The organism is Algoriphagus sp. oki45 (assembly GCF_036245605.1).
Classification (GTDB): domain Bacteria; phylum Bacteroidota; class Bacteroidia; order Cytophagales; family Cyclobacteriaceae; genus Algoriphagus.
On record NZ_BTPC01000008.1, the window covers coordinates 1 to 13147 of the forward strand.

Sequence of the window (13147 nt, forward strand, 5' to 3'; positions counted from 1 at the left end):
CCTTTAAAGAGTGCGTAACAGCTCACTGGTCGAGCGACAGGGCGTCGATAATAATCGGGCATCAAACCTAATACCGAAGCGAAGGATTGTCCGCCTCAGGCGGACAGTGGTAGGGGAGCATTCCAATATCGGCGAAGGTGAACTGTAAGGTTTGCTGGAGAGATTGGAAAAGCAAATGTAGGCATAAGTAACGATAAGGCGGGCGAGAAACCCGCCCACCGTAAGACCCAGGTTTCCTGATCAACGTTAATCGGATCAGGGTTAGTCGGGGCCTAAGGCGAACCCGAGAGGGGTAGTCGATGGACAACGGGTTAATATTCCCGTACTGCTCATACAGGCGATGGAGTGACGGAGTGATGAAAGGTCCGCGCGGTGACGGAATACCGCGTTGAAGCCAGTAGGTATTGGTCTGATAGTAAAATGCGTCGGACTAGCCGAAGGTGATAGTACCGGGCGTCTTAGGACAACCGGATAGTGACCCTAAGGGCTTCCAAGAAAAACTTCTAGCGCTAAGCGTATGAGTACCCGTACCGCAAACCGACACAGGTGGTCGAGGAGAGAATCCTAAGGTGCTCGAGTGAATCATGGCTAAGGAACTCGGCAAAATGGCCCTGTAACTTCGGGAGAAGGGGCGCCCCTGTAACAGGGGGCCGCAGTGAAGAGGCCCAGGCGACTGTTTAACAAAAACACATGGCTTTGCGAAGTTGAAAGACTAGGTATAAGGCCTGACACCTGCCCGGTGCTGGAAGGTTAAGAGGGGATGTTAGCGCAAGCGACGCATTGAATCGAAGCCCCAGTAAACGGCGGCCGTAACTATAACGGTCCTAAGGTAGCGAAATTCCTTGTCGGGTAAGTTCCGACCTGCACGAATGGTGTAACGATCTGGGCGCTGTCTCAGCCATGAGCTCGGTGAAATTGTAGTCACGGTGAAGATGCCGTGTACCCGCAACGGGACGGAAAGACCCCATGCACCTTTACTGCAGCTTAGCATTGGTACTGGGCAAACGATGTGTAGGATAGGTGGGAGACTGTGAAGGGGGCACGCCAGTGTTCTTGGAGTCGCCGTTGAAATACCACCCTTTGTTTGCTTGGTATCTAACCCGCCGTGGCGGGGACATTGCTTGGTGGGTAGTTTGACTGGGGTGGTCGCCTCCAAAAGGATAACGGAGGCTTCCAAAGGTTCCCTCAGTACGCTTGGTAACCGTACGTGGAGTGCAATAGCATAAGGGAGCTTGACTGTAAGGCCGACAAGCCGAGCAGGGTGGAAACACGGGTATAGTGATCCGGCGGTTCTGAATGGAAGGGCCGTCGCTCAAAGGATAAAAGGTACGCTGGGGATAACAGGCTGATCTCCCCCAAGAGCTCATATCGACGGGGAGGTTTGGCACCTCGATGTCGGCTCGTCACATCCTGGGGCTGGAGAAGGTCCCAAGGGTTCGGCTGTTCGCCGATTAAAGTGGCACGCGAGCTGGGTTCAGAACGTCGTGAGACAGTTCGGTCCCTATCTGTTGCGGGCGTGGGAAGTTTGCGAGGACCTGACCTTAGTACGAGAGGACCGGGTTGGACTGACCGCTGGTGTACCGGTTGTGGTGCCAACTGCACTGCCGGGTAGCTACGTCGGGAAGAGATAAGCGCTGAAAGCATCTAAGTGCGAAACTCCCCTCAAGATGAGACTTCCATATAGGGCCCTGGGAGACGACCAGGTTGATAGGCTGCAGGTGTAAAGTCAGCAATGGCATAGCTGAGCAGTACTAATTGCCCGAAAGCTTACCTACGGTTTGTTACAGTTTCTACGAAATATGTTAAAATGCTGGATGTCGGATGTCGGATGACCGATGAAAGACAAAAGCAGAACTTAAGAAATTATGTGTACGCATGATCATCCGTCAACGGACATCGGTCATCGGACATCAAGATTTAGGCGGCCTAGCGCAGGGGTCCCACCTCTTCCCATCCCGAACAGAGAAGTTAAGCCCTGCAGCGCCGATGGTACTGGGGTTACACCCGGGAGAGTAGGTCGCCGCCACTTTATTCAAACCTCAGTTTAAAGACTGGGGTTTTTGTGTTTTTGGACCTTCTGTAAATGCAGGAGACAAAAGGCAAGAGCCGAGAAGCAAGAAGTGAGAGGGTAGAATTCGTTTCTTTAATCTGACCTATTTAACCTTCAAGACCCAAATTTTTTTTTAATTCAAATCCCAAACTGCCGAAAATGGTGCCCGATATGTTTGTGGTGAAAAATCTCCCATTCCTTATGGGTTAACAAACCAAATCGAGGATGGGTGAACTCTGCCTCCGGGCTTTTCTCAAAAGTCTCTTGGTAGGCCTGCATTGCCTTTTTTAATTCTCCCTTTGCTGTTTCCAAATCCGGATACCGCAGCTCCAGCAAATCAGCGGGTAAACCCGGCGCCTTTACTCCAACAGGAAACTCCATATCCGTATACAATAAGGCCTGTTTTGCATTTAACTGCTTTTCATTAGGGATGAAATTGGGGATTTTGACCCGACCATAAGAAAGCTTGATAGTCAAAATCAAATGCTCAACCATATGCTGTGGGGTCATGATGCCAAACTTAGCCAGGGAATCACTTTTTAAAGCCTGAAGACGGGTTTCAATATTTTCTAAATCCATAATACAATATAGGTAAACAAAAAAGCGCTTGATACTATCAAACGCCTTTTATCCATTTTACGAACTCTAGAAATTTTAACTTCCGCACATTTCGCAGCCTTCCGGATCATCCAGTGAGCAAGCGATGGCGTCTTGCTTTTGTGTTTTAATGGCTTCTACTTCATTGGCTTTCTCTACTTTGGGCTCTAGGGCAGACTTATCCAAAGTAAACTTAATCGCAGAAGCTGCAGCTTGTGATCTCAAATAGTACATACCGGTCTTCAGTCCTTTTTTCCAAGCATAGAAATGCATTGAGGTCAGTTTACCGAAGTTGGGATCCTGCATGAAGATGTTCATACTTTGTGACTGACAGATATAGGCACCTCTATCTGCGGCCATGTCAATGATCACTTTTTGAGAAATTTCCCAAACTGTCTTGTAAAGATCCTTAATGTTTTGTGGGATGTTTGGAATGTTTTGAACCGAACCGTTTGTAGAAATCAATCGGTTTCTCATGGTGTCATTCCAGAGGCCCAAATTGATCAAATCTTTCATCAGGTGCTTGTTCACCACAATAAATTCTCCAGAGAGAGTTCTTCGTGTGTAGATATTGGTGGTGTATGGTTCAAAGCACTCGTTGTTGCCCAAAATCTGTGAGGTGGATGCTGTAGGCATTGGTGCCACTAGGAGTGAGTTTCTCAATCCATGCTTTTTCACCTTTTCCTTCAACTGATCCCAATTCCAACGACCCGACTTTGGAGTCACTCCCCACATGTCAAACTGCAAAATACCTTTTGAAGCAGGACTTCCGTCATAGGTTTCATAGGTGCCCTGAACTCTAGCCAACTCCATGGAAGTTTCCACAGCAGCGTAATAAATGGTCTCAAAGATGTCTTCATTCAGGCCCCTTGCTTCTGCAGAATCGAATGGCATTTTTAGCATGATAAAGGCATCAGCTAAACCTTGGATGCCCAAGCCGATTGGTCTATGTCGGAAGTTGGATCTTCTTGCCTCTTCTACTGGATAGTAGTTGATGTCAATTACTTTGTTGAGGTTTTTGGTCGCTACCTTGGTGATTTCATATAGCTTGGAGTGATCAAAGAACAGTTTTCCATCAGGTCCCGCTGTCACAAACTTCGGCAAAGCAATAGAAGCCAGATTACAAACAGCCACCTCATCCGGTGCAGTGTACTCGATGATTTCTGTACAAAGATTCGAAGACTTGATGGTTCCCAAATTCTGTTGATTGGATTTGCTGTTGGCCGCATCCTTGTAGAGCATGTAAGGAGTTCCTGTCTCAATCTGAGATTCAAGGATTTCAAACCAAAGCTCTTGGGCTTTAATGGTTTCTCTTGCCTTGCCCTCCTTCTCATACTTTTCATACAGTCGCTCAAACTCTTCTCCATGACAGTCGGAAAGTCCAGGAGCTTCGTTAGGGCAGAAGAGTGACCATTCCTCGTTTTTCTCTACCCGCTTCATAAATAAATCCGGAATCCAAAGGGCATAGAAAAGATCTCGCGCACGCATTTCTTCTTTTCCGTGATTTCTTTTCAGTTCCAAGAAATCCTTGATGTCGGCATGCCAAGGCTCAAGATAGATGGCAAAGCTGCCTTTTCTTTTTCCCCCTCCTTGATCTACGTAGCGGGCGGTCATGTCGAAGTTTCTCAGCATCGGCACAATTCCATTCGATACGCCATTGGTGCCTTTGATGTAGCTTCCTTTGGCTCGTACATGGTGAATGGACAGCCCGATACCTCCAGCCGATTGGGAGATTTTGGCGCACTGCTTAAGTGTATCATAAATCCCATCGATACTGTCATCCTTCATGGTGAGAAGGAAACAGGAGCTAAGCTGAGGTTTTGGAGTACCGGCGTTGAATAGGGTAGGAGTGGCGTGTGTAAACCACTTTTCAGAAAGCAGGTTGTAGGTCTCAATAGCAGACTCAATATCCTCTCTGTGGATACCCACAGCGACTCTCATCAGCATATGCTGAGGTCTTTCGACTACCTTACCATCCAAGCGGATCAGATAGCTTCTTTCTAGCGTTTTATAGCCGAAGTAATCGTATCCAAAATCCCTTTTGTAATCAATCGCATCATCCAGGCGGGCCGCATTCTTTTTGATGATACCATAGACTTCAGTATCGATCAATTGTGCGTTTTCTCCAGTTTTAGGATTGATGTAAGTGTACAGCCTTTTCATAGTATTGGAAAAGGACTGACTGGTGGTCTTATGAAGGTTGGAGATGGCTATCCGCGCAGCCAGGATTGCATAGTCCGGGTGGCGTACGGTCAGGGAAGCACAAACTTCCGCTGCCAGATTATCCAATTCTGATGTGGTCACCCCATCATAAAGGCCGTCGATGACCTTCTTCGCCACTTCAATGGGCTGAATGAACTTTGGGTCTAATTCGTAGCAGAGATTTTCTATCCTTGCTGTGATTTTGTCGAATCGTACTGATTCTCTTCTTCCGTCTCTTTTGATTACTAACATATGCAGGCGATTTTAGGATGGTTGGTGGTAGAAAAGTGGGGTATTAAAAGTCCTCCTCAATGGAGAATCGTGCAGCGCTCTCGGCAGGCTCTGTGGATTTCATGACTCCTGCTTTCTGATAATCTCCAACTCTTTTCTCAAAGAAGTTAGTCTTACCCTGAAGAGAGATCATTTCCATGAAGTCAAATGGATTGGTGCTGTTCCAAACTTTTTCGCAGCCCAATTCCATCAACAAGCGATCAGCCACAAACTCGATGTATTGACACATCAGGTCTGCATTCATTCCGATCAATCGCACAGGAAGAGCATCGGTTACAAATTCTTTTTCGATGGCCACTGCGTCCATGATGATTTCCCGTACGGTGTCTTTTGGTAGCTGATTGACCACATGCTTGGTATAGAGATGGCAGGCAAAGTCGCAGTGCAATCCCTCATCTCTCGAGATCAATTCATTGGAGAAGGTCAAGCCAGGCATCAAGCCTCTTTTCTTCAGCCAGAAGATGGAGCAGAAAGAACCGGAAAAGAAGATTCCTTCTACCGCAGCAAAGGCAATTAATCTTTCCTGGAAGTTGCCATTGTCAATCCATCGCAGTGCCCAGTCTGCTTTCTTCTTGACGCAATCGATATGCTCAATGGCATTGAGGAGCTTGTCTCTTTCTGCAGCATCTTTGATATAAGTGTCGATCAATAAGGAGTAGGTCTCGGAGTGGATGTTTTCCATGGCAATCTGGAAGCCATAGAAAAACTTAGCCTCAGTGTACTGGACTTCCGCAACGAAATGCTCAGCGAGATTTTCGTTAACGATTCCGTCGGAAGCTGCGAAGAAGGCCAAGACATGAGAAATAAAGTGTCGCTCTCCGTCGTTCAGGTTTTTCCAGTCGGTCAAGTCCTGACTCAAATCAATCTCCTCTGCTGTCCAAAAACTTGCTTCAGCCTTTTTATAAAACTGCCATATGTCGGCATGCTGAATTGGGAATAGGACAAATCTGTTTTTGTTCTCTTGTAAAATGGGTTCTTGCTGCATCTTTCTCTCTGGTTTTAATGTAAACAAATGGGCTTCAAACTCTCCTTTGGCTGGGCTGCTGATAGCAAAGGCTGCCTTTTCAGAACAGCCTATGAACAAATATGTAAAGCAAAATGATAAAAAAAAATCCCTAAACAGGTACTTTAATCACTTTTTTGACCTGAAGTCAGAAAATATATATAGATCATAAAATCAGTATTTTATGTGTTTTTAAATCAAGTTAAAAATCAATCAAATAGGCTCATATCCGACGTTTGAAATATTTTCAACAAATTCAAAAAAGTTTTCCACAAGAAAATATGACTAAAATTTTGAACTTAAGTCAAAAAGAATTACCCTGTTTTACCAAGTGGTTAGCCAATAGCTTGGCTTTTTCAAGCTGTTCATTTTCAGGGTAAAAGCCAGATTCCGCTTGGGAATTGTGAATATTTCTCATGATTAACAGGAGGGAAAGATGGTGTTTTTAATCTGCTTTTTGTCAAGGATAGTTGAATTTCTCACCCTTCATTATGTGGAAATTGGAAGAGGGATATCTTTTTGGTTCCACCATTATATAAAGGATGAAGGATACCAACCTAGGTTATATTCGTTTTCTTTACTTTTCTGCACAGAGATTCCCTTTTCATTTTTGAAGTTTGGTTTTTTGTTCCAAATGTATTCCCTATATTTGCACTCCGATTTCGATAAATCAATTCTCATGTACGCAATTGTAAACATCGCAGGTAAGCAGTTCAAAGTAACAAAAGATCAGTTCGTCTACGCTCCCAAGCTGGATGTCGCAACTGGCGCTTCCGTGGAATTTGACCAGGTCTTGTTGGCTGAAGCTGACGGCGCTGTGTCTGTAGGCGCTCCCACTCTTGCAGGAGCCAAGGTATCCGGGAAAATCCTGGATCATGTCAAAGGTGACAAAGTGATTGTCTTCAAAAAGAAGCGTAGAAAAGGCTACAAGAAGAAGAACGGTCACAGACAAGACTTCACCAAAGTATTGATCGAAAACATTTCACTCTGATATTTTCCTCAGGAAAATTCATAAACGTACAAAACCATGGCACACAAAAAAGGTGTAGGTAGTTCCAAGAACGGTCGTGAATCACATTCCAAAAGATTGGGTGTGAAGAAATTTGGCGGTGAAGTAGTTATCGCCGGAAACATTATTGTAAGACAAAGAGGTACTAAGCATCATGCAGGACTTAATGTTGGCGTGGGCAAAGACCATACTTTGTTTGCTCTTTCTGACGGAGTGGTAGCATTCAAGAAGAAAGCAGATGGCAAGTCTTACGTAAGCGTAGTGCCTTCTCAAGCTTAAGACCTACCTCAATGAAACGCTAAACCTCTTCCAACGAAGAGGTTTTTTTTGTGCCTACCCGAATTTTTCCACCATTGGTCAAGAAAAAAGTGATTTTTCCATGATTCCTCCTAACTTTTGAATTGAATCAATACCAACCAACCTTAGATGAAAAAGATTACTAGATTTTCCTGGTCGGGACTTGTCTTGCTCCTGACTCTTGCCGGGAATCTGCTTTTTGCGCAGCAAGTCCCGGATCCCAAAGTGTATGATGCTGTCCAATGGCGCCTGATTGGTCCCTTCCGGGGAGGAAGAGCCGATGGGGTGACTGGAGTGAATGGCAGTGATAAAACCTACTACTTCGCCTCCACAGGGGGAGGTATTTGGAAAACCACCAATGCAGGACAAACCTGGAAATCCGTATCCGACGGTTTCTTTGGCGGCTCTATGGGAGCTGTCGCAGTAGCCGAAAGCGATACTTCTGTCGTTTATGCCGGTGGGGGTGAAAAAACCGTCCGGGGTAATGTCTCTTTTGGCTATGGAATGTGGAAAAGCACCGATGCCGGAAAAACCTGGTCTCGGGCCGGCTTGGAAAAAAGCAGGTTTATCTCCCGACTTCGTATACATCCCACCAATCCGGATGTGGTTTACGCAGCAGTATTGGGGGATATTTTCCAGCCAACTGACCTACGTGGTGTATATAAAACGACCGACGGTGGAAAGAACTGGGAGAAAATCCTGTACACCAACGAGCAATCCGGTGCGGTGGATTTGATCCTCGACCCAAACAATCCAGAGACGATCTATGCCACGACCTGGGAAATCAAACGAACTCCATATAGCCTCGAAAGTGGTGGTCCGGGTTCCAAGATGTTTAAATCCACCGATGGGGGTAAAAATTGGGAAGAGCTGTCTGCCAAAGAAACTTTCCCAAAAGGGGTGCTGGGAATCATGGGAATCACCGTTTCTCCCAAAAACTCCAACCGACTCTATGCCATCATCGAAAATGACAACGGAGGAGTCTTTACTTCCAAAGATGCCGGGCAAACCTGGGAGAAAGTCAATGAAGACCGAAGCCTTCGTCAGCGGGCTTGGTACTATTCCCGAATCTATGCGGATACTCAGGATGAGGAAACTGTCTACGTACTCAATGTGAGTTATCACAAATCCACCGATGGAGGCAAAACTTTTAAAGGCGCCAATGCTCCTCATGGGGATCACCACGACCTTTGGATCGATCCGGCAAACAATCAGCGGATGATAATAGCAGACGATGGCGGAGCTCAAGTATCTGAAGATGGGGGAGAAAATTGGTCGACCTACATGAATCAGCCTACTTCCCAGTTTTATAGGGTGACCACCGACAATAGCTTTCCATACCGCATTTACGGTGCGCAACAGGATAATTCTACTGTCCGAATCCGTCACCGAAATGATGGAGGAGCGATCACCGAATCCGATTGGGAACCAACGGCAGGAGGTGAGTCCGGCTGGATTGCGCCGGATCCTTTGGATAATGATATCGTCTACGGTGGTTCGTATGGAGGTCTGTTGACCCGAGAGAATCACCGCAACGGAACTTCTCGTACCGTCAATGTATGGCCTGACAACCCGATGGGTCATGGGGCAGAAGGAATGAAATACCGCTTCCAGTGGAACTTCCCGATCTTCTTTTCTCCTCATGATCCCAAGCTACTCTACACGACCAGTAATCAGTTTCATCGCTCGACCAACGAAGGCCAAAGCTGGGAGGTCTTTTCTCCTGACCTAACCCGAAATGACAAGAGCAAACTCGGACCTTCGGGAGGTCCAATCACCAAAGACAATACCTCGGTAGAATACTACGCGACCATCTTTACCGCAGCTGAGTCTCCGGTGAAGCAGGGTGTCATCTGGGCGGGTTCGGATGATGGCTTGGTGCATGTGACTGTGGACAATGGTAAAACCTGGCAAAACGTAACCCCTTCCGATATGCCAGAGTGGCTTCAGATCAATTCGATCGAGGCAAGTCCATTTGAGGCAGGGGAGGCGTATTTTGCTGCCACCGGATATAAAATGGGGAACTACCAGCCTTACCTCTACAAGACCACCGATTATGGAAAAACCTGGACCAAGATCGTTTCAGGCATCGATCCGGAGCACTTTACCCGGGTGTTGCGAGCTGATCCTGTGAAAAGAGGAATGCTTTATGCAGGAACGGAAACAGGCATGTATTATTCCAAGGACGATGGTGCAAGCTGGCATTCGCTTCAGTTGAATCTCCCGATTGTTCCGATTACGGATTTGACCATCAAGGAAAACAACCTGATTGCGGCAACACAGGGAAGATCATTCTGGATCATTGATGATCTGACTGTACTGCATCAAGCTGAGCAAGGAATTGAAAACAAGGCTTTCCACCTGTATAAGCCGCAGGATTCGTACCGAATGGATGGTATGAAAAGAAGCAGTCTGACCAATGGAACCAACCGTCCGGGAGGAGTTTTGGTGTATTATTTCCTGAAGGAAAAACCAGCAGATGAGCTGAAACTTGAATTCTTCAATGACAAAAATGAACGTATCCGTTGGTTCTCCACCAAAGGGGTAAATGGAGATACATTGAAAGTCAAAGAAGGGGCTGGTGAATTTAGCTGGAACCTCAGAGCAGAAAATGCCGAAGGCTTCGACGGACTCATCATGTGGGCAGCCAATCTTCGTGGTCCAAAGGTGGTTCCGGGAATCTACAAAGTGAAAATGACCGTGGATGGTCAAGCTCAGGAGCAAAGCTTTAAAGTATTGGCTGATCCTCGCTACGAATCCACACAGGCCGAGTTGGAAGAGCAATACAACTTCCTTTTGGCTGTGCGTGATAAAATCACCGAAACCCATCAGACCATCAAGTTGATCCGGGCGTATCGATCCGAGCTGGATTCGCTTTCCTCCAAGCCTGAAAATCTGGATGCCATTAAAGCTGAAATGCAGGAAATCGAAGAGACCCTCTATCAGACCAAAAACCGAAGTGGTCAGGATCCCCTCAACTTTCCGATCCGACTGAACAATAAGCTGGCTCACTTGAGTAGTGTGGTGGGGAATGGGGACTACAAACCAACCGATCAATCCGAAGCGGTAAGAAAAGAGCTGACCGAGCAGATCGATGTGCAGCTGACCCGATTCCGAAAACTGGAACGGGAGCAGATCTCCCGACTGCTTAATATCGAGGAAATGAAAACCAAGTTGGAAATCAAGAAGTAATGCAAAAGGCCTTCAGAGTGATCTGAAGGCCTTTTTTGGACCTTTGAGGTTTTCAAAACATCCAAAGATATTTTTCTTGATTTTTTTTCTTCCAAAAACAACCTAAACCCTCCTAGTTGTAGTCTATACTTTGCACCTCTAAGGTTCAATTGGTCGCTAGGCGAAATCCGCAATCCCCGTAATATCCTTACCTACCGGATAGCCATCGGGATGCAAAGGGCTTTTTTTTCGTCAACTATTGAAGCACAAGCAAATTATAAATTCGTTTTGGATAGGGAGGCGTAGTTTCAAAAATACGCCTGGCCAACCCAACTTTCAAATTCTTCATCAAACTACACTGAGTGGGGGTAGGGGCCAAAAAGAGTCAATAAAGAGAAAATGGAATTGATTAATATTAAAACAAACTAATCTTCTAATCTAAGCCTAGAATCTGTTCTTCAGACCAAGTTTCAATTGGGTGACGGGTGGGTCAGAGACAGTCTTTGGGATACAATTTTACATTACCAATTTTCTCATTCCAACCGTATTCTGGGGAATTATCCACTCTGCTAATAGGAATTGCTGGAGAATTTTATATTCCTTTAGAGTATTTTCTGAGGCTTTGCAATAATATCGGATATTAATTTGTCTTTTTTATAAAGACAAAAATATAAATATTGTCATTTTTAGATCCATTTTTTTAAATTTAAAGTATGAAAGAAGTGTTGAAAGATATACTGATAGAAAATTCCTCTCGGCAACTTACCGAAGACTTGGTGCCAAGAGACACCAAGTTGTATTTGGACTTGCCCAAAATGCAGGCGGTCCTCGGACCACGTCGAGTAGGGAAGACTTCGGCCATGTTCCTATACATGCAGGAGCTTTCTGCTTCTAAAGGGGTTAGTCTTACCCAAATGATCTATTTCAATTTTGAGGACGAAAGGGTACACTTGCTTCCAGAACATCTTGATCAAATCCTTCAAGCTTGGAGGGAGTTACATCCTGGGTTACAGTTGAGCGAGTGCTACTTCTTTTTTGATGAGGTTCAAGCCGCTGTGGGATGGGAAAGATTTCTCAATCGTATCAGTGAAACCTACACCAAAAAAATATGCTTCACGGGTAGTAACAGCCGACTTTTGCATACAGAAATCAATACAGTGCTCAGAGGAAGAAGTATTGCCCTGGAGATTTTCCCCCTTTCTTTTCAGGAGTTTTGCAGGTTTTACAGGCATAAGCCTTCGGTCTTTGGTCCGGAGAAAAGCACCACGGAGGTTTATTTCAAAAAATACCTCTTCCAGGGAGGCTATCCTGAGCTCACACGCCTGACTGAGCCCAGCCTGCAAATAGCCTATCTTCAGGAATACTACAATACCATGCTGCTACGGGACATTGTCGAATACCGTCAGCTGTCGAATTTCCAATATTTGAGGTCTCTTTTTCGATTGGTGGCAGGAAGTGTGGGTCAGCCTGTATCGGTAAGGAGGTATTTCAATCACCTCAAATCCATGGGATATTCCGTGGGTTTGAACACCGTGTATGAAGTATTGAACTATGCAGAAGATGCTTATCTATTCAAGCGGATCGGACGATTTGACCATTCTCCGGGAAAGTCAGAAAAGTCTGACAAGAAGGCCTATTGGCTGGATAACGGACTTTTAAATGCATTGGTTGGCATACAGCCTGAGCGAAACGGAGTGTTGTTGGAGAATCTGGTCTTTCAGCAACTCTACCGTCGCTATGGCTCCATCTATCAGCAAAGGATATTCTACTATTCAGACCAGTCGCACGAATGCGATTTTGTGGTTTTGCAGGAAGACGAAGAGCCACTTCCGATACAGGTAACTTGGTCCATGGAACAGCTGCATACAAGAGATCGGGAAATCAAGGGTGTCCTCAAGACATGCGCTTACGCAAAAGTCAAAAGGGGCCTCATTCTCACATTTGGTGAGTCCGAAACCTTGGAATTTGATGGGGTCAAGGTCGATATCATTCCTGTCTGGAGATGGCTTCTCGAGGAAGTATAGTTAAAAACATACGCCTGGTCAAGGCCACTTTTAAAATCTTCATCAAACTACACTGGGTGGGGATTTTTTTTAAATGTTGGCATTTTCAAAAGCTTGAGGGTTTAAACTCGAAACTTTTGATTAGTATATGTGGATTTAAAAGGATTTTACTTCAATTTATCTTATAAATCAGGTGAAAAATACTCTTAACAATGGAAGAATAATTAATTTAAATTAATCTTTAATTTATATATTTTTAATTGGCTTTCATTCAAGTTTGTGTTAAGATTTTCAGGGATCCACAGTTCCCCATTTTTTATCATAATTTTATTTATATCTAATCCGTTAGGTGTAAAATCGGCTAAAGTATTTCCAATAGAATCTATAACTGCCATTTTGTTAGGATAGTCTTTCTTCATTTTTCTCATATATGATTATCCGCAATCATACCAGTATGGGTAAATCGAAGCAATGATGAGTCGGTCAAACAGTTTTTGACCAAAGTATCTTCTGTTGAGCTTGTA

8 protein-coding genes and 2 rRNA genes are annotated in these 13147 nt (G+C 45.2%); 6 read left to right on the forward strand and 4 right to left on the reverse strand.

Features of this window, described 5'->3' with window-relative positions; genetic code table 11:
• Positions 1-1775 (forward strand): 23S ribosomal RNA (locus AAA942_RS20150); the annotation flags it as partial.
• A 142-nt stretch (positions 1776-1917) separates the two neighbouring features.
• Positions 1918-2029, forward strand: a 5S ribosomal RNA gene (gene rrf / locus AAA942_RS20155).
• Positions 2030-2188: 159 nt separating this feature from the next.
• Here rrf and AAA942_RS20160 read toward each other — a convergent pair.
• The 3 genes from AAA942_RS20160 to AAA942_RS20170 all read right to left on the reverse strand — a co-directional run bounded on the left by AAA942_RS20160 (position 2189) and on the right by AAA942_RS20170 (position 6125).
• On the reverse strand, positions 2189-2629 hold the full coding sequence (locus tag AAA942_RS20160; RefSeq protein ID WP_338222114.1) for a hypothetical protein: 441 nt from the start codon (positions 2627-2629) through the stop codon (positions 2189-2191).
• Between the two features lie 75 nt (positions 2630-2704).
• Positions 2705-5101, reverse strand: coding sequence for a ribonucleoside-diphosphate reductase subunit alpha (locus AAA942_RS20165; protein WP_338222115.1), 2397 nt, complete (start codon positions 5099-5101; stop codon positions 2705-2707).
• A 43-nt stretch (positions 5102-5144) separates the two neighbouring features.
• Complete coding sequence (locus AAA942_RS20170; RefSeq protein ID WP_338222116.1) at positions 5145-6125, reverse strand: ribonucleoside-diphosphate reductase small subunit; 981 nt, start codon at positions 6123-6125, stop codon at positions 5145-5147.
• A 697-nt stretch (positions 6126-6822) separates the two neighbouring features.
• On the opposite strand from AAA942_RS20170, the gene rplU reads away from it, so the two are divergent.
• The 4 genes from rplU (at position 6823) to AAA942_RS20190 (ending at position 12644) form a co-directional block, all read left to right on the forward strand.
• Positions 6823-7134 (forward strand): 50S ribosomal protein L21, encoded by a 312-nt coding sequence (gene rplU, locus AAA942_RS20175; protein ID WP_338222117.1) that lies wholly within the window; start codon positions 6823-6825, stop codon positions 7132-7134.
• Between the two features lie 36 nt (positions 7135-7170).
• Positions 7171-7431: a 50S ribosomal protein L27 gene (gene rpmA, locus AAA942_RS20180; protein WP_338222118.1), complete on the forward strand. Its 261-nt coding sequence runs from the start codon at positions 7171-7173 to the stop codon at positions 7429-7431.
• Between the two features lie 147 nt (positions 7432-7578).
• The gene (locus AAA942_RS20185) at positions 7579-10641 is read left to right on the forward strand and encodes a WD40/YVTN/BNR-like repeat-containing protein (protein WP_338222119.1); all 3063 of its coding nucleotides are present in this window, start codon (positions 7579-7581) and stop codon (positions 10639-10641) included.
• 692 nt (positions 10642-11333) lie between these two features.
• Entirely contained in the window at positions 11334-12644 is a 1311-nt protein-coding gene (locus AAA942_RS20190; RefSeq protein ID WP_338222120.1) for an ATP-binding protein, read from the forward strand.
• 203 nt (positions 12645-12847) lie between these two features.
• Here the strand turns inward: AAA942_RS20190 and AAA942_RS20195 are convergent, their stop codons facing one another.
• Positions 12848-13042, reverse strand: coding sequence for a hypothetical protein (locus AAA942_RS20195; RefSeq protein ID WP_338222121.1), 195 nt, complete (start codon positions 13040-13042; stop codon positions 12848-12850).
• Positions 13043-13147 lie beyond the last annotated feature (105 nt).

Coding starts and splice junctions, on each gene's coding strand:
- AAA942_RS20160 (WP_338222114.1), bottom strand. CDS start 2,629: ATGGATTTAGAAAATATTGAAACCCGTCTTCAGGCTTTAAAAAGTGAT.
- AAA942_RS20165 (WP_338222115.1), bottom strand. CDS start 5,101: ATGTTAGTAATCAAAAGAGACGGAAGAAGAGAATCAGTACGATTCGAC.
- AAA942_RS20170 (WP_338222116.1), bottom strand. CDS start 6,125: ATGCAGCAAGAACCCATTTTACAAGAGAACAAAAACAGATTTGTCCTA.
- rplU (WP_338222117.1), top strand. CDS start 6,823: ATGTACGCAATTGTAAACATCGCAGGTAAGCAGTTCAAAGTAACAAAA.
- rpmA (WP_338222118.1), top strand. CDS start 7,171: ATGGCACACAAAAAAGGTGTAGGTAGTTCCAAGAACGGTCGTGAATCA.
- AAA942_RS20185 (WP_338222119.1), top strand. CDS start 7,579: ATGAAAAAGATTACTAGATTTTCCTGGTCGGGACTTGTCTTGCTCCTG.
- AAA942_RS20190 (WP_338222120.1), top strand. CDS start 11,334: ATGAAAGAAGTGTTGAAAGATATACTGATAGAAAATTCCTCTCGGCAA.
- AAA942_RS20195 (WP_338222121.1), bottom strand. CDS start 13,042: ATGAAGAAAGACTATCCTAACAAAATGGCAGTTATAGATTCTATTGGA.